The sequence below is a fragment of the Bilophila sp. T19-St14 genome (assembly GCF_059728385.1).
In genome coordinates, this window is record NZ_BAAGFT010000001.1 from 154,838 (window position 1) to 171,579 (window position 16,742).

Here is a 16,742-nt window from a genome sequence, read left to right on the forward strand (position 1 = left end):
TCTCCTTGTCATTCCGCTGCCGGGCGGCGGACGATGCCGAATCCCTTGTCATATTCCCATCTGTCCGTATCGCTGTATGAAGTCAGTTCAGCGGAGAGCGCCCGCGCTTCGTCCACTCCGACGGCCCCACATTGGGCGCGCATGGTTTCGGCATCCAGCCACAGCCACGCATTGGGCAGGGCATCGATTTCCCGGAAGGAGCGTTCGTCGCGCTCCACCCACTGGCCGCCCGTGCCGCGCCGTTCCCCTTGATACACAAAAGTTTCGTAGACATCCCCAAGGCGGTCGGCATCGCTCCCCAAGCGCCACATTTCCGTCCTTCCCGTACGATTACGCAGCGGCGTCGCGTCGTAAATCCATTCGGAAAGCAGGGCGGCCGGCGAACGCTCCACAACAAAAGAGTAGTCGCCGCTCTCTGGCCCGAAATACGGAAACAGCCGCTTGGCGATAGCCTTGTCGTCGCGTTTGGCAAGACGGCAATCCCCGCCAAGGCGCGTGTCCGCCGTTATGGTCAAGCGTCCCTCGCGCCACGGCAGGATTTGGGCCAGATCATGAATCGTATACCGTTCCCGGCCTTCCCCTTCATAGCCGGGCCAACAGAACGCGGGGGCGTTGGGTTCGCCTCTGTCGCTGTTGCGGCAATGCCGCCAGTTGAACTGCGGCACGGCAATGTTGGGCATATCCCCATAAAGGCGCAGGCGGTGACGGTTGACCCTGCCTGCGGCCTGTACCAGCGACTGGGCGCTGGATACGTCCAGCACAGCCCAATCGAAGTCGTGATCCCGCCCCACTTCTTCCACCGGCGTGGCGACCACGATGAAAGGCACATCCGGGCGCCCTTCGCGCGCGGCTTCATCCAGAAAGGCACGGATCTCGCGGTCGGCTGCAATATGCTCGTCGCCTTGGGCACGGGAAAGCAAAAAGTCCAGCCTTTTTTCCTTGTAAAAACGGGCGATGCGCCAGTCGTTCGCATGATAGCAGGCAACGCGCGCCTGCGGCAGCTCCTTCGCCAGATGCCGCGCCACGTCCACGGCTGTTGCAATGTTCGCCACGCGTACCAAGCCGAAGGAGTATGCCACACCGGAGCGGGCATCCGTCAGGGCGTGGCGGGCATGCAGCTTTTGGACTCCCGCCGTTACGGCATGCATCCATGCGCTGACGCTTTCCTCAGCCATTGGGAGCAGTTCGGCGCAACGGTATGCGGGTAGGGCGGCTATGGCCTCCAATTGTGCGGATACCCGGCTGTCGTACAGTGCAAGCAAGTCCGCGGCCTTTTCCTCCCGGTTTTTCCCCGGCGCATGGGGTACGGCTTTTATGGACGGCGGCAGTGCATCATCAATGAACGCCAGTACATACAACTGGCTTGTCTCGGAAGGGGGATTTTCCCCGTCAACGCAGCCATTTTTGCCACGCCGCAATGCGCGCGCCATTTCCGCGCCGGAAGCATAAGCCGCTTCCACGGCCTGCGCTACGGGGCGGGACAATGTGGCTGAAGAACAGATGACGCTGCGCCCGAAAAACGCACTCCATTGGACAAGGCGCAATACGGCGACAAGGGATTCAGGTTCATAGGAATCGATTTCGTCGAGGACAAGATCGGCACTCATGAGGCGCAGCAGGGCTTTGACGTGGTGTCCCTGACGGTGCGGTTCTCCGGCGGCGATCAGGTAGTCGATGGTGGAAACCAGTAGAGGGGCGCCGACGATGCGCCGTTCCTGCGGCTTGGGGAAGAAGGATTCCAGCCATGCGGGCAACGGCCAGTTTCCGCCGGAAGTCAGCGCTTCCGGCTCCGCAGGGTTGCCGTCATCGTCTGCCCACGGGGCGGCAATGGTTTCTTTTCCTTTGAGGTTGGAGGCATTGAAAAGCGCCCGCGTCACGTCATCGCCGATGACCGTAGCGAGATCGCTGTCGGAAAGGCCAAGTTGGGACTGCAGGGCCTGCCCCGTTTGCAGTGTAAGGCTGCGCAGGTTTAAGGCGATGGAAAGCCGGGGAGCGGCGCTGCGGGAGAGCACGCAGGCCGCGCGCACGTTCATGCGTGTCTTGCCGCTGCCGGTTCCCGCCATGTTGAACACAAGGACGCCGCTTGCGGGGTATCTTTCCCGTGCCTCGGCCAGCGCATCAGCCGCCGTATTTTGCCATGCGAAACGGCTTTCCGGTGCCGCCGGGCGCAAGACGGCCTCCAGTGAGCAGGGCTGTAGGCCCGTTAGGGAGGCTTCGGGGAGCTCCGCAAGGTTCGCCATGCGCCAGACCAGATCCGCCGCTTTTTCCGAAACGTGGGACAAATGGTCGGCAAGGCGCTGGTTCAAACGGCGTCCATCGGGTGAGACATGCGTGTTGGCAAAGGCGGAGGAAGTCTCTTTGCTTGGCGGGCACTCCAACGCCGATACCGTGTGATCCGCAAAGACAAGAGCTGCGCGGGCATACAGGAAAACGGCTCTCCAGTATGGAAGCCACGCTTCACCTGCCATGTCGGCGGTCGCAGAGGAAAGGCGTTCGTCCAGCCGTCGCGCGATCTCCCAAAAGGAGTCTTCAGGCTCAGACCACGGGGTGAAAAGCGCGTCATCGGGCGGGCAGGGCGGGCTTTTCCGTACAAGCCTGCCTTCCGGGCAAGGCAGACGCGAGGAGAACAGGCCATGATGCGTGGAAACAAGCGCATCCACGCATTCCTGTGCCGAAGCAAGCCCATAGCGCGAAGCGTTGCAAATTCTCCGTTCTCCTATGAGCATGTCGAGACGTTTTTCATACACGTCCGCCCATGCCGCCTTCCACCCCATGCCGGATCGCACCGCCTGCCATAACTTGAGTGAAATCCATTCATGCCGGACGGCATCAGCCAAGTCGGCTTTCCCCCGCAGTTTTTTCTGGAACTTCAGGGAGTATTTGCCCAAGTCATGCAGCAAGCCCGCTAAACGTGCCGCTAATCCGGCATGGCGAACCCATTCGGATACGCTTATGGGGGCGGCAACCCGGCGATGCCCCACCGGAAAATGGCCTTCAGTCCCAAAACGTCCCCGCGCCCCTACTATCCAGAGCAATTTCATGCGGCGGCGTCCGTCGTTCTGGTAACAGGCCACGGAAGTCTGCCGTGTGGCGCTCCGGGCCAAAGCTGCGCGCACTTCCTGCAAACCTTCGGTCGTCATGGGCGATATCCAGCAGTGCTCCCCGGCGCGCAAGGCGTAACTGTCCAGTATGGCGCGGCTGCGGCGGATGGCCCGTTTCTGGCATGCGGAGATAAAGATGACGTGCATAGAAAAAAGATACCCGTTTATATAGATGGACGCAATATGGTAATATGGTACGGATAACAGCGTGTTGTCTTTTTTGATGCTTCCTTTTGGCTTCATAAAAATATTGTTCGGAAAAATCTTTTGGAATAAAGTAGTTAAAAAGAGGCGGAGAAAACGAAGTTATTGGAGAACCTCAAGATGCAATCCTTTGAAAGATAAGGATGTTGTCTTTCAGAACTCTGGGTTATCCGCCGTGTAGGCGGCTTAGAAGTTGTTATGTACTGTGCTGAGTGACACCAGCCCGTTATCCGCCGTGTAGGCGGCTTAGAAGTATTGAAATTCCTCTTGCAAATATGAAGCGTACGTTATCCGCCGTGTAGGCGGCTTAGAAGATATGCATGTTGTAAGCTCAGACGAGCACACGGTTATCCGCCGTGTAGGCGGCTTAGAAGTCTGTGCCACCGTCTGAGCGACGGCAGGGTGGGTTATCCGCCGTGTAGGCGGCTTAGAAGTAAATAGAGTATAACGGGGACTGCAATATTCAGTTATCCGCCGTGTAGGCGGCTTAGAAGGATAGAGAGAACGATTGAATTTCGGGCATCTTGTTATCCGCCGTGTAGGCGGCTTAGAAGTCAAAGAATGGGGGCGTGCTACCCAGCTTAGTGTTATCCGCCGTGTAGGCGGCTTAGAAGTATAGATTACCTAAACGTTTTTAGAGCTTGGGGTTATCCGCCGTGTAGGCGGCTTAGAAGGCCAGGTGGCAATCACCGTGCGCGTCTGGGCGGTTATCCGCCGTGTAGGCGGCTTAGAAGGATAGCCGTATGGACAAGGGCGATCTCGTCCAGTTATCCGCCGTGTAGGCGGCTTAGAAGGTTAAATGGCAGTACAGCATCCAGGGGACGGAGTTATCCGCCGTGTAGGCGGCTTAGAAGTGATCCCGGAGCACCCTGCGGTGCAGCGTGGCGTTATCCGCCGTGTAGGCGGCTTAGAAGGTCCGCCCGACAAGTCCCGTCCCCACATTTCGTTATCCGCCGTGTAGGCGGCTTAGAAGACAGGGACAAAAAATCCGTCTGTCCCGATCTGGTTATCCGCCGTGTAGGCGGCTTAGAAGTTACGATATTCACCGAAGATTAAATCGTAGTAGTTATCCGCCGTGTAGGCGGCTTAGAAGTTGCTGACTTCCACCTCTCCGCCGAGCAGATTGTTATCCGCCGTGTAGGCGGCCTAGAAGTCTGGTGTATCTTAAGCAGAGTCGCTGGTCATCTGTCCCTCAAGAAGCGTGACCATCGGATTGGACAGCGGAGACGCCTGCCTGTGGGCGTGGTTTTTGGCATTGTTGGTGTGACGGGATGCCGTCCCATGACGCGGGAAGGCTTTGTTGCGGCGTGCTGTAAGGGATACGAGACTGAGGTGTACGGTTTCGCATGGGGGCTTGCCAACCTGTGTAAGGTCGTGTCGGTGTCCGTTAAAGGTAGGTTACCCTGTGGCCTTGGGAAGGCCCGGAACTGACGTTATGCCTTGGATGGTATGATAGGAATGTCTTGGATTATTCCTATAATATATTTATATAAATGAATTTTTATTTAACTAAAAGATGTTTTTGTACAGGGGGCGATCCAGACAGGGTTTGAGCGGGACGGGAACAGGGGGCGTGGGGCTGTGCGTCGGTTTTCCCTGCTTGTCATGGCTGGAGAGGGAACAAGGGGCGGCCTTGCGTGGAATTGCCCGGCTTTGTCCCGGATATTTTGACGGACATGGAAGCGGGCAGGGGGGAGATCCCTGAGCCGCTTCCATGCGCGGGCTTTCCAAGGACGTTGCCGTCCGCATGGTGCCTGAGATGCGCTGTCAGCTTGCGGGCCTCCCCGTAGGGGTGGGGCCGAACTGAACCGATTCCGCTGGCCGGATCCTCTCGTTAACTTTCCCAATAGGCAGTAAGTTGGGTACCCTTATTGGGCTTGCTCCGTAGTATAAATGTCCCTCCGCTTAACTCCACCCGTTCCCGCATACTTTTTAGGCCGCGCCCCGTTTCCTGTATTCCCATAGCCGTCGTCATGTCGAAGCCTACGCCGTTGTCCGTAACGCTGACTTTCAGTGTGTTCCCTTGTTTTTGCAGACGGATCTTGGCGGATGTTGCCCTGCTGTGTTTGGCAATATTGTTCAGGCTTTCCTGAATGACCCGGAAAAGTACGATACGCAGCGCCGTGGGAATGTCGTTTTCGTCCACATCGGCGGCGAGTTCCAGCCGCAAGTGTGAATACGCTCCCTGATAGTCTTTGCAGAACCATTCCAGAGAAGTAAGCAGGCCTACATCGATATGGGCCGGGCGCAGTTCATTTTGGATGCGCCGGAGCTGGCGGGCCAGCCCCTTGACCAGATCGACGGCCTCGGTAAGCGGTTCCTGCACCCTGATGGCGTCCGGCCTGTCCAGCATCAACAGTGCCCGCTCGATACCGAATTTGATTACGCCCATTGTCGCCCCAATGTCGTCGTGCAGTTCCGCCGCCAGCTTGAAACGTTCCTCCTCTTGCGCCTGAAGCAAACGGTTGGACAGGCGTTTCAGCTCTGCCGTCCTGGCCGCGACCTGTTCTTCCAGCCCCGCGTGGGATTCTCGCAGTTCGTGTTCTCTGCGTTCTATTTCATGCACGAAATAGAATACGGAGCGGGCCATCTCGCGGATTTCCCATGCCCCTCCATATGGGATGTGGGCGGAAAACCCTTGTGTCCGCAGCCGCATACAGTTGTTGAGGCGAATGACGGGCCGGATGACGTTCCGTGCGAGGTAAAGGTACGTCGCCGCGATTACCGCCAGCACCAGCACGACGAAACCGTACAGGAGCCCTGAAAGCCCGGACACCCGTTTGGAAAAGCCGTCCCGTGCGTGCTCGGCGTCGGTTTTGGCCTGTGCCATAAGCTGCCCCGCTACGATCATGATGGATTCGGACAGCGCATCCATACGGATGGTCAAGGCGGCGAATTGCTGCGAGACGACATGCTGGCGCTTGAATGATGGGATAATGCCGTTTTCCCCTTGTGCGCACAGGATGAGTTTGTCATACAGGCGGTTGGCTGTTTCCACCATCCCAGAGGTATGTGGGGAAGGCGGGACACGTGACAGATCGGCCCGGATGCTGCGTACCCATTCGTACATCTCGGAGGTTACGCGCAGGCCATAGGGGACGTCTAGATCCGTGCTCAACACGAGAAGCAGCGAGAGGATTCTGTAGGCTCCCTGCTTCCACGCTTCCAGCGGCTCTACCCCGGAAACGTCCAGTGCGATGAGCTCCTCCGAAAGCGAGCGCAGGCTCTTGACCTGATTCTGGCGCTGTTCCCGCAATGTGATCCATCTGGTAATCAGCGTGTTCACGTCGTCGGCAATCCCGCCAAGCGACGAAAGCTGTTCCTTCAAGCTTTCCACCTTATCCTCATACAGCCCGATGGCTTCCAGCCGGGACGCCATTCCCTCCGCGTCATCAATACGTTCCTTCAGGGTAATGATGATGGCCTCGCGCACCAGCTCGCTGTCCGTCTGCATCAGGCGGAACATCATGCCGCGGAGCCATTCGCATTCACGGACAAGCGCGGTCGTTTGGGTCAGGACGGGGATTTTTTGTTCAGCGGCCTGCTCCAACATGGCGTTGATGTCGCGGAAGGCGAACAGCAGCACGCCAGCCAGCAGTACGAACGCCGTCGCAAACAGGAGCAGGGGAAGGCTGGCCATGCTGGCAAGGCCCAGCGGGTGGCGGAACAGGTTCATGGATTTCCTCCCTGAAAAAGGGAAGGCACTTTTTCGATCCCATCGAGAGGGGACATGAGCCCGAGCCCAAGCTGTTCCAGATGGCGCAGGGACGGCTGCGCAACCAGCGCGTATGGGCTGGTCGTCAGCCACAGCAGGGCATTGTCTTCCACCAGTTCGCGTTGCAGCCGATCGTATAAGGCTTGCCGCCTGTATGGGGTGGCCTCTTCACTGGCCTGTTGCATCAGGACTTCAACCGTGTCGTTGGCGTATCCCCCGGAATTCGTCCATACGATCCCCCGCCCACTGTTGTTCTTGCTGTAGAGGCGGTGAATCCCAATCACCGGATCATACCAAGCGAATAATTCATCCAGCACCACCTGATAATCTCCGGTCACGACATGGCGCATCCAGTCGGAAACGCTTTCCGAGTCCCGTGTGCGGACTTCGATGCCCAGCCGTGTGGCGAGTTCGTACCGCAGCAGGCGCAGAAGCTCACGGGGCAGGGGGGAGTCCGGCGAATAATCCACAATAATGGAGAAACGCTTACCATCTTTGCCGCGTGGGTAGCCTGCTTCGTCGAGCAGGCGGTTGGCTTCCGCAATATCGTGCGGCGCGGGGAGCGGCGTGTGGAAAGGCGCCCCCGGAGGGAAGGGGCCTGACAAAGGCTTCACCATGCCGTGCAGGAGGCGATCCGCAAGGAAATTTCTGTCGATGGCGAGGGCGAAGGCCCGCCGTACCTTGTGATCGGAGAAAGGCTTTTGACGAAGGTTGTAGGAAAGTACAGTGTACGGATGGAGGTTGCCTAACGGCAGGACGGTGACCGGCACGAATTTGTAGTCGTCGAGGAAGCGCCGCAGCTGGATGCACGAGGCGAAGAGGTATATGTCCACCTCTCCTGAGGCAAGGGCGAGAGGGATTTCCCCTTGATCCCAGAAAATGCGGAACGTCAGCCTGTCCGCAACCGGCCTGTCCGGAAGAAAGAAGAGAGGGTTGCGAACGAGGCGGATGGAGCGATCCGGGGTGAAGGATTCCAGCATGAAGGGGCCCGATCCGACGGCTTCCCTGTTGGCGGGATGTGTGGGGAAAGGGTGCCTGTCATCGAATACGTGCCGAGGGAGGATGGGCACCAGCGCCGGCACGAGCACTTTCGGCAGCAGGGGAAACGGGCGGGAGAGCCGGACTATGACGGTGTGCGGGGACGGCGTATCCACACGCGTCACGGATTCGAGCATTGGCCGGAAAGGGTGGTACTCGCGGCTCATAAGGATGGAATAGGCTACGTCGTCCGACGTGATGGGGTGGCCATCATGAAAGAATGCGTTTTCCCTCAGCTCGAAACGGACGCTGAGTCCATCCGGGCTGGTTTCCCATGATTTCGCGAGGTATGGCACGGCGTTTCCCGCCGCGTCCACCCTTGTCAGGCCGGCGTAGAGCTGGACTCCCACGGTCGCTACCGTACTTCCCGACAACAGCGCGGGATTGAAATGGGGGGGCGTGGATTCGAGGGCGACGACGATTTCCTTTATGCCGGCGGCGGAGGCGGGGCAGGAAAACGCCCAGAGGAATGCGGCGCAGCACAGCGTCCAGAGCATCCTGCGCATCGTTCACCGCCTTTTCATATCGATAAGGCCGCATTCCAAAGCGAACATCGTGATTTCACGGACATTGCGCAGCCCCAGCTTGCGCATGAAATTCGTCCTGTGGGTGACCACCGTTTTCTCGGCGACGCTCAGACGGGCGGCGATTTCCTTATTGGAGCAGCCTTCGGCCACGAGCTTGAGGATCTCGCGTTCCCGCTGGGTGAGCTGCTCCAACGGGGAGGCTGTCTCTTCCGTTTGTTCTCCTACGCACCAGTCGATCATGGTGCCGGTCAGTTCCGTGCTGACATACCGGTTGCCCCGGAGTACGGACTGGATGGCAAAGAGGAATTCTTGGCGGTCTGCCGTCTTGAGGAGATAGCCGTGCGCGCCAGCCTTGAAAGCCGCACGGATGTGCATGGAAGTGGCGTGCATGGAAATGATGAGGATGCGGGTGTCGGGGCACTCTTTGCGGACATGCCCGATGACTTCCAGGCCGTCCCTGCCCGGCATGGACAGATCGAGCAGCAACAGATCCGGGCGGCAGGCCGCAGTCACGTCCACGGCCTCAAAACCGTCTCCGGCTTCACCGATGACTTCCAGCCCCTCCCCCAACAGAAGAAGCTGTTTCAGGCCGCTGCGGAACAGGGCGTGATCCTCCGCGATGACAATGGATACGGACATGGGGCACCTCCGTCGGTTCCTTTTTCAATAAGCCGAAATCTTTTCTGAAACAATACGGTGTTTATTCTTCTTTTCTAAGGTGCAGGCCGGATTGTCCGGGAGAACTGCCGTCCGTAGAGTGGTTCCATGACAGAACTCCCCTGTACCCTTTCCCACAAGGAGGATCGTTATGGCAATACGAGAAGGCACAGGCGCGGTTCCGCAGGTTGCGGATACGGTTTACGGCAATGGAACCATCCTGACGATGAATCCCGCACAGCCTGAGGCTGAAGCCGTGGCCGTGGCTGGGGGCGTCATCATCGGTGTGGGCACCCTGTCCGACATGAAGGCGCTGTGTGGTGCGGAATCCCGCTTCGTCGATCTGCGCGGCAGGACTATGTTGCCCGGCTTCATTGATGCGCACAGCCATTTCATCGACAACGCGGCCCGGACTCCATGGGTCAATATCAACAGCAAGCCTCTCGGCTCTGTGGAATCCCTTGAAGATATGCTCCGGCTGCTCGGCGAGCGTGCGGGGAGAACCCCCGAAGGGGAATGGATTGTCGGTTGGGGGTATGACGACACCCAGATCAAGGAAATGCGCCATCCGACAAGGTTCGATCTGGATGCCGTCAGCACCAAGCATCCCATCGTCATCCAGCATATTTCTGGCTGGGTCACGGCCGCGAATTCAGCGGCGCTGCGCTTGGCAGGGATTACGCGCGACACGCCTGATCCGGAGAATGTGGTAATCCGGCGTTCCGCCTCAGGAGAGCCCACCGGCGTAATCGAGGCCAGCCACTGCCCCGTGCTGGCGTCAGTGCCTCCGCTGGATCAGGATCAGTTTCTCGATGCCTTGTCGGCGGGCTCCGATATGTACCTTGCCAAGGGATGCACTACGGCACAAGAGGGGTGGGTGGCTGATCCAGACTGGTTTCCACTCATGGGCGAAGCCTTGAAAAGGGGCACCCTCAAACTGCGCCTTGTCCTCTACCCGCTCGGGCAGGACATCAGCCTTGAAGAGTATGATCGCGTATTTCCGAATGTTCCTTCCGGCGCACCGTTGGACGAGGACGGCAAGCTCGTCATGGGTGCCACAAAGCTGTCGGCGGACGGCTCCATTCAGGCATATACAGGCTTTTTGAGCCAACCTTACTATAAGACGCCGGAGGGCAAACCCGGATATGTGGGATATCCGTCCAACGACTTGAAGTGGCTTCGGCAGCGTATCATCGACTTGCACGGCAATGGGCGCCAGATTGCGGTTCACTGCAACGGTGACGCCGCCATTGATGCGGCCCTTGACGCCTATGAAGAAGCGCAGCACCAGTTCCCTCGCGACGATGCCCGGTTCATCGTCATCCATAGCCAGATGGCACGGCCCGATCAGATTGAACGCATGTCCCGCCTTGGGGCGATACCGTCATTCTTCATTACCCATACCTACTTCTGGGGGGATCGGCATTACGCCATCTTTATGGGGCCGGAGCGCGCCGTACGCATGAGCCCGGCGGGTGACGCCCTGCGATGCGGCCTTCCCTTTACCCTCCATAACGATACCTTCGTCACTCCCATCGATCCCCTCCTTCTGGTCTGGTCAGCCGTCAACCGCCTCAGCTATGGGGGGCGGGATCTCGGCAAGGCCGAGCAGGGCGTCCCCGTTCTGGAAGCGCTCAAGGGCATCACCATCAATGCCGCTCGGCAGGGTTTTGAAGAGGGAGTCAAAGGCAGCATCGAACCGGGTAAATTCGCGGATTTTGTCGTTCTCGACGAAAACCCGCTTGCTGTCGATCCCATGCACCTTAAGGACATTGAAATAGCGGCCACTATCGTGGGGGATGTGCTCGCCTACGGTACCCTCTAACGGCGGCCTCGGCCGAAAGGACTGTCATGACGAACATTAGCAAATATATGCGTCTGTTGGCTCTGGGAATCACCTTTTCCGCATCAATGGCGCTCCCTTATGTGCATATTAAATTTTACGATGTCATCCGTGAAGCTACACAGGCCACCAACAATGAGCTCGGCCTGCTTATGACCATCTTCACCGGCGTGGGGATGCTGTTGTACATACCCGGCGGAGTGTTGGCCGACCGCGGATCGCCGAAGAAGCTTCTGATCACCTCGCTGGCGATGATGGCTGCCCTCAATACGATTTTCGCCGTACATACATCGTATGCGATGGCACTGCTCATCTGGGCGCTGCTCGCCGTTTCCGCCAACATGATCCAGTGGCCGACGCTCATCAAGGCCGTCCGTGACACGGGCAGCAAGGAGGAGCAGGGACGCATGTTCGGTACCTTTTATGGGGCTACCGGCATCTTCTCTTCCCTTATAGGCTTTGCGGGGGCGGCACTTTATTCCAGTGTCGACGATCGGATTCAGGGCTTCCATTATATGCTGTACGGACAGGCCGTCATCGCGGTGCTCGCGCTGATCGCCGTGGCCATGTTTGTCGACGACAAGACTGAATACAACCAAAACGTCAGTGTCCCGGAGGAGAATCCCTTCAAGAGCGCGCTTACGGTCATGAAGCTTCCCGCCGTATGGCTGATGGTCATTTTGATCTTCTGCGGCTACGGCATGTATATCGGCATCGCCTATATGACGCCTTATACGACGAACGTACTCGGCGTATCCATCACCTTCGGGGCCATACTCGGCACTATCCGGGCTTTCGGCCTCCGCATTCTGACCGGGCCCTTCAGCGGCTATATTTCAGACAAGATAGGCTCCACCGCCAAGATCCTTATGCTGTGCTTCCTTATCCTCATAGGGATGCTGTTCGTGTTGCTCCGTCTGCCCGCAGGCACCTCCAGCACGGTGATTATCCTGCTCACTATGCTCTTCAGCTTCTTTGGGCTGGTGGTATATACTATCATGTTCTCATGTATGGAAGAAGTCCGCATTCCGCCGCAGTACACCGGCATCTCGGTCAGCGTGATCAGTCTGCTCGGCTACCTGCCCGACGGCATTTTCTCACCCTTGTTCGGGCATTGGCTCGATGTCTACGGCAATGAAGGCTATACGGTCATCTTTTATTTCCTCGCAACGATTAGCCTCATCGGCGCGATGGTAAGCCTGCTCATTTATCGGCGTGGCAAGGCCATGAGAAACGCTCAGTAAGGAAAGCAACATGAAGCGACTAGCACTCTTTCTCGCCGCCGGGCTTATCCTGAGCACCGGGACGGCAGCGCAAGCCGTGGATTTCAAAGTCAAGGGTCTATCCCAACACCGGCTTTCATGGGCTGACCGCAATTTCGCCAAAGGAAACGGCGATGACAACTTCAAAGCCGCCAGCCGCCTGCGCACCACTATTGAAGCGGTTGTCTCAGAATCCCTCAAGGGCGTGGTTTTTCTTGAAGTCGGACACCAGAACTGGGGTGTCGCCAAAGATGGCACATCCCTTGGCACGGACGGGAAGCAGGTCAAGGTAAGCTGGAGCTATGTTGATTGGAGCGTCCCAAAAACCGAGGCGAGGGTGCGCATGGGGCTTCAGCCGTATACGATCCCGACGTTTACAGGCACGGGATCGCCCATCCTTGATGGCGATGGGGCGGGCATCTCCATTTCCAACCGCTTTTCTGAAAATGTGGAAGGCACATTGTTTTGGATCCGTCCGGGAAACGACAACGCGTCCGAGGAAACCGGGAAAAGGGCTCCTCATGATGCGATGGATTTCATCGGCATCACGCTCCCCCTATCGTTTGAAGGAATGAAAGTCATCCCTTGGGGGATGTACGGTATCATCGGCCGTGATGCCCTGTATGGCAGCGCGGGCGATTTGGAAGTGGCGGTAGCGGGCCTGCTGCCCCAGTTTGCTGCGCCCTCCGTCGTATCCCTGTCTGACGATGCCCACGGGGACGCGTGGTTTGGCGGCGTCGCTTCCGAACTGACCGTGCTGGATCCCTTCCGATTCGCTTTTGACGCGGCTTATGGCAGTGTGGATATCGGCTCCGCACCCGCAAACGGAAGGAAGCTCAATCTGAAGCGCTCCGGCTGGTACGCGGCTTTTCTCGCTGAATACAAGATGGAGAACGTCACGCCGGGGCTGTTGTTTTGGTATGCTTCCGGGGACGACGCCAACCCGTGGAACGGATCGGAACGCATGCCGTCTCTTGATCCTGATGTGTATGTGACTTCCTACGGCTTTGACGGAACCTACTATGGCGGCGCGGCCCAGACTATGGGGTACGGGTTGTCCGGCACATGGGCGGTCATGGCGCAGCTTTCCGATATTTCCTTTTTGGAAGATCTCAAGCATACCGTTCGGGTAGTGTACTATCAAGGTACCAATAATACGCAAATGGTTCGGGAAAAGGCCGTCACCAATCCACAGGATACTGTATACAGTATGCTTTATCTGACTACAGGGGATAATGCGGTCGAGGTCAATGTGGACTCGTCATACAAGATTTACGAAAACCTTTCCTTATACTGGGAGCTGGGATATATTCGGCTGGATATGGATGAAGCCCTCTGGAAAAACAGTGTGGGCTACGAAGCGAACAAGAATAATTTCAAATGTACGTTGTCTATGATTTATACTTTTTAAAATGGTTCTATTACTGTACTTGTTCGTTTCATATTCATAACGCGGTGGACATACGGATTTTTATCCAGTTTTTCCCATTGGCGGAATATGGTTAAGGCACTTTGTTGGTTACTCCTTTGGAACTTCAAGGAAAAAAGCATCAACCATTTTCTATGACACAGCCTTTAAAATTTCCGCGCCATATTTCATGGCAGAAAAAGAAGAGTTTTTCTTTTGGGTCACCGAGTATTCGCTGAATCCCAATACATAATCTCCTCTGCCTTAGACGATGAAAGCCTCGGTCAGTCCAAGCTGCCGGGGCTTTCGCGCTGGCCGTCCCGTCCCCAAGCGGCTGTTGATGGGGTCGAAGGGTATCCGTAGGAGGCTTTCGTTACCAACCCATACCAGCCCTCTCTACTGCGAGCATGGTTGTCTTCGGTTTACCATAGGTGTGTATATCGTCCACCGCGATCGCCTAAACCCTATTTTTCATCGTGTTGCCTGCCTGATTGACGGAAATCCACATTTTCAGCTCGGTTCTATAGTGAGTACCCTGCACTTCTCCCTTCACGCCCTTGGCGTTTCTGATGATAAGCTCCACGAGTGTGTTTTTGTTGTATTTTCAAACTCTCGTAAGAGGATACTTTCATCCAATATATAGCACCTTTTTCTGAAGGCTGTGTCCTAGAAAATGGTTGATGCCTTTTTTCTTAACGTTCCAAAGGAATGATCAGCAAAATACCTTAGCCCTAGATTCGGATAAAAAGGCTGTATTTTTACCGTGCTGTGGAGATGAAACAACCACATGCTATGACAGAGCCTTTCTGAAAAAAGGTACTGAAAATTTTTTTGGGCTTCGTCCCTGGCTGGATGAAGCAGGAAAGAGAAATCCCGAAAGTCCGCTGAATAGCATGACTTTCGGGATTCAAATGGCTTTTGCCGGATGAGCTGATGGTGGAGGCGGGGGGAGTCGAACCCCCGTCCGAGAAAGATTCACGCGAAGCATCTACAGGCTTAGGTTGGGTATCGTATCTCGCTTCAGGCTTGGCCCCCAATCAGGGCGTCCGTCGGCCAGTTTACCGTAAAGTCTCGCGCGTCGCCCGGCAAACACAACGCCACGCCAGCCCGATAGTTTTACACCTTGCCGGCTTATCGGGCGTGAGCCGGTTCGGTGTGCCGCTTAATTAAGCAGCGTAAGCGTATTCGTAATCGTTGCCAATTACTATTGTGCCGCTTTTTACGAGGCCAGCGGCGCCTCGGCCTGCCACTTCGGCTTCAACATCCCCGTCGAAACCAATGCGCCCCCAAAGGGATAGGCAGACGTGGAACCCCGTACAACGAAGTCCCCATTCGCGTAGGATGAAGTATAGTCATTCCTGAGGAAAAGGCAAGGCCGATGCGCCTTCCTGAACCGTATGGCCCTATTCTTTGGCGATGCCGGATTTTTTTCTGTGGAATACATTATCTTCGCTTTCAGACTGGAAACAAAAGAGGGGGGATTCACCCCCCTCTTGGTTATCCGGTTGCGTGCTGTTTGTTTACTTCTTGTCGCTGTCGGCTGTGTCGCTCAAAGCCAAGGAGCGGAAGAAGGTCTGTCCCTGACGCTGGAGCTGGAGCATGATGACCCCGCGTTTCTTGGCGTCCTCACGGAGGATCTTGCTGAATTCTTCCACGGACTTGATGGGCTTCAGGTTGGCGCTCAGGATGATGTCGCCTTCCCGGAGTTCCGCTTCGGCGGCCAGCTTGCCGGGTTCGACGTCCACGATAAGGAGGCCGGTGCCGGGCTTGACGTTGGCGGCACGGGCTTCTTCCTTGGTCAGGGGCCGGACGGACAGGCCGATGGACGGGGCATCCCGCTCAATGGTGCCGGACTTGCCGGAAGATGCCTTGAGGTTCCGTTCGCCGAGCTGGACGGTGATGGTCTTGCGTTCGCCGTCACGCCACACAACCATTTTGACCTTGGAGCCGGGCGTTTCCGTAGCGATGGCGCGGAGCAGGGCGCTGGAATCGTCGATCTTCTGGCCGTTGACTTCGAGGACTACGTCGCCGTCCTTCATGCCGCCCTTGGCGGCGGGTTCGTCGGGCATCACGGAGCCGATGAGAGCGCCGGTGGCTTCGGGCAGGCCGAGGGCCTTGGCGGTGTTTTCATCCACGTCCTGAATGGTGACGCCGATCCAGCCGCGGCTGACCTTTTTGTCCTGCTTGAGCTGGCTGACGATGCGCTCGGCCATGCTGCTCGGGATGGCGAAGCCGATGCCCTGACCGCTGGCGATGATAGCCGTGTTGATGCCGATGACTTTGCCTTCCATGTTGATCAGGGGGCCGCCGCTGTTGCCGGGGTTGATGGAGGCGTCCGTCTGGAGGAAGTTGTCAAACGGCCCGGACTGGATATTGCGGCCCTTGGCGCTCAGGATGCCCGCAGTAACGGTATGGCCAAGGCCGAAGGGGTTGCCGATGGCGAGAACCCATTCGCCCACTTCCATCTTGTCGGAGTTGCCGAAGTTCAGGAACGGCAGGGGCGCGTCGGCCTTTACCTTGAGGAGGGCGATGTCGGTTTCTTCATCGGTTCCGATGACCTGGGCCTTGAGGGAATGCTCCTTGCCGGTGCTCCCCTGAAGGTTGACGAGGACGGTGTCCGCGCCGGCGACCACATGGTTGTTGGTCACGATGTAGCCGTCGGAGGAAATGAGGAAGCCGGTGCCGAGAGAGCGCTGCGTACGGGGCTTGGCGCTGCGGCCTCTGCCTTCAAACTGTTCAAAAAAGCGCTCGAACTCCGGGGGAAGCCCGCGGAACATTTCGGAAGGCATGCCCCCCCGCTGCATGACTTTTTTTTCGGTGCTGATATTGACGACGGCCTTACCGGCGGACTGGACCAGCGGGACGAAGTCAGGAACCACGGGTGCGGCCTGTGCCGAAAAGACCAGTGACATGACGAGCATGACGGCAGCGAGTGGCAGCATCTTGTATTTGTGCGACATGTAAAAACTCCTTTATAACATATGTGG

10 protein-coding genes, 1 other RNA gene and 1 CRISPR repeat array are annotated in these 16,742 nt (G+C 57.3%); of the genes, 5 read left to right on the forward strand and 6 right to left on the reverse strand.

Annotated elements, in window-relative coordinates; genetic code table 11:
* Positions 1 to 8: 8 nt before the first annotated feature.
* Positions 9 to 3,248, reverse strand: coding sequence for a type I-F CRISPR-associated helicase Cas3f (gene cas3f / locus AC6I1V_RS00670; RefSeq protein WP_497736740.1), 3,240 nt, complete (start codon positions 3,246 to 3,248; stop codon positions 9 to 11).
* A gap of 222 nt (positions 3,249 to 3,470) precedes the next feature.
* Positions 3,471 to 4,458: a CRISPR direct-repeat array (repeat unit 28 nt; unit sequence GTTATCCGCCGTGTAGGCGGCTTAGAAG).
* 83 nt (positions 4,459 to 4,541) lie between these two features.
* On the opposite strand from cas3f, the gene AC6I1V_RS00675 reads away from it, so the two are divergent.
* A complete protein-coding gene (locus AC6I1V_RS00675) occupies positions 4,542 to 4,736 on the forward strand; it encodes a hypothetical protein (protein WP_486854925.1) in 195 nt (64 codons plus the stop codon).
* Between the two features lie 403 nt (positions 4,737 to 5,139).
* Here AC6I1V_RS00675 and AC6I1V_RS00680 read toward each other — a convergent pair whose 3' ends face one another.
* From AC6I1V_RS00680 to AC6I1V_RS00690, 3 genes are read right to left on the reverse strand one after another with little or no spacing between them, the layout of a single operon-like run.
* Positions 5,140 to 6,981 carry an ATP-binding protein gene (locus AC6I1V_RS00680; protein ID WP_486849555.1) on the reverse strand — a complete coding sequence of 614 codons (1,842 nt, stop codon included), beginning with the start codon at positions 6,979 to 6,981 and terminating at the stop codon, positions 5,140 to 5,142.
* Positions 6,978 to 8,564: an ABC transporter substrate-binding protein gene (locus AC6I1V_RS00685; protein WP_497736742.1), complete on the reverse strand. Its 1,587-nt coding sequence runs from the start codon at positions 8,562 to 8,564 to the stop codon at positions 6,978 to 6,980. Before AC6I1V_RS00685 ends, AC6I1V_RS00680 begins: the two co-directional genes overlap by 4 nt.
* Positions 8,565 to 8,567: 3 nt before the next feature.
* On the reverse strand, positions 8,568 to 9,224 hold the full coding sequence (locus AC6I1V_RS00690; protein ID WP_302552385.1) for a response regulator: 657 nt from the start codon (positions 9,222 to 9,224) through the stop codon (positions 8,568 to 8,570).
* A 169-nt stretch (positions 9,225 to 9,393) separates the two neighbouring features.
* On the opposite strand from AC6I1V_RS00690, the gene AC6I1V_RS00695 reads away from it, so the two are divergent.
* The 4 genes from AC6I1V_RS00695 (at position 9,394) to AC6I1V_RS00710 (ending at position 14,684) form a co-directional block, all read left to right on the forward strand.
* Positions 9,394 to 11,067 carry an amidohydrolase gene (locus tag AC6I1V_RS00695; protein WP_486854715.1) on the forward strand — a complete coding sequence of 558 codons (1,674 nt, stop codon included), beginning with the start codon at positions 9,394 to 9,396 and terminating at the stop codon, positions 11,065 to 11,067.
* A 26-nt stretch (positions 11,068 to 11,093) separates the two neighbouring features.
* On the forward strand, positions 11,094 to 12,329 hold the full coding sequence (locus AC6I1V_RS00700; RefSeq protein WP_486854714.1) for an MFS transporter: 1,236 nt from the start codon (positions 11,094 to 11,096) through the stop codon (positions 12,327 to 12,329).
* Between the two features lie 10 nt (positions 12,330 to 12,339).
* Positions 12,340 to 13,758 carry an outer membrane homotrimeric porin gene (locus AC6I1V_RS00705; protein WP_482333483.1) on the forward strand — a complete coding sequence of 473 codons (1,419 nt, stop codon included), beginning with the start codon at positions 12,340 to 12,342 and terminating at the stop codon, positions 13,756 to 13,758.
* A gap of 677 nt (positions 13,759 to 14,435) precedes the next feature.
* Positions 14,436 to 14,684, forward strand: a complete 249-nt coding sequence (locus tag AC6I1V_RS00710; protein WP_486854713.1) for a hypothetical protein — start codon at positions 14,436 to 14,438, stop codon at positions 14,682 to 14,684.
* Positions 14,685 to 14,689: 5 nt separating this feature from the next.
* Here the strand turns inward: AC6I1V_RS00710 and ssrA are convergent.
* Positions 14,690 to 15,043: a transfer-messenger RNA gene (ssrA, locus tag AC6I1V_RS00715) on the reverse strand.
* Between the two features lie 232 nt (positions 15,044 to 15,275).
* Positions 15,276 to 16,715 carry a DegQ family serine endoprotease gene (locus AC6I1V_RS00720; RefSeq protein ID WP_486854712.1) on the reverse strand — a complete coding sequence of 480 codons (1,440 nt, stop codon included), beginning with the start codon at positions 16,713 to 16,715 and terminating at the stop codon, positions 15,276 to 15,278.
* Positions 16,716 to 16,742 lie beyond the last annotated feature (27 nt).

Bases quoted from the DNA above. Each gene is read 5' to 3' on its own strand.
- cas3f (WP_497736740.1), bottom strand. From the start codon at position 3,248: ATGCACGTCATCTTTATCTCCGCATGCCAGAAACGGGCCATCCGCCGC.
- AC6I1V_RS00680 (WP_486849555.1), bottom strand. From the start codon at position 6,981: ATGAACCTGTTCCGCCACCCGCTGGGCCTTGCCAGCATGGCCAGCCTT.
- AC6I1V_RS00685 (WP_497736742.1), bottom strand. From the start codon at position 8,564: ATGCGCAGGATGCTCTGGACGCTGTGCTGCGCCGCATTCCTCTGGGCG.
- AC6I1V_RS00690 (WP_302552385.1), bottom strand. From the start codon at position 9,224: ATGTCCGTATCCATTGTCATCGCGGAGGATCACGCCCTGTTCCGCAGC.
- AC6I1V_RS00695 (WP_486854715.1), top strand. From the start codon at position 9,394: ATGGCAATACGAGAAGGCACAGGCGCGGTTCCGCAGGTTGCGGATACG.
- AC6I1V_RS00700 (WP_486854714.1), top strand. From the start codon at position 11,094: ATGACGAACATTAGCAAATATATGCGTCTGTTGGCTCTGGGAATCACC.
- AC6I1V_RS00705 (WP_482333483.1), top strand. From the start codon at position 12,340: ATGAAGCGACTAGCACTCTTTCTCGCCGCCGGGCTTATCCTGAGCACC.
- AC6I1V_RS00710 (WP_486854713.1), top strand. From the start codon at position 14,436: ATGCCTTTTTTCTTAACGTTCCAAAGGAATGATCAGCAAAATACCTTA.
- AC6I1V_RS00720 (WP_486854712.1), bottom strand. From the start codon at position 16,715: ATGTCGCACAAATACAAGATGCTGCCACTCGCTGCCGTCATGCTCGTC.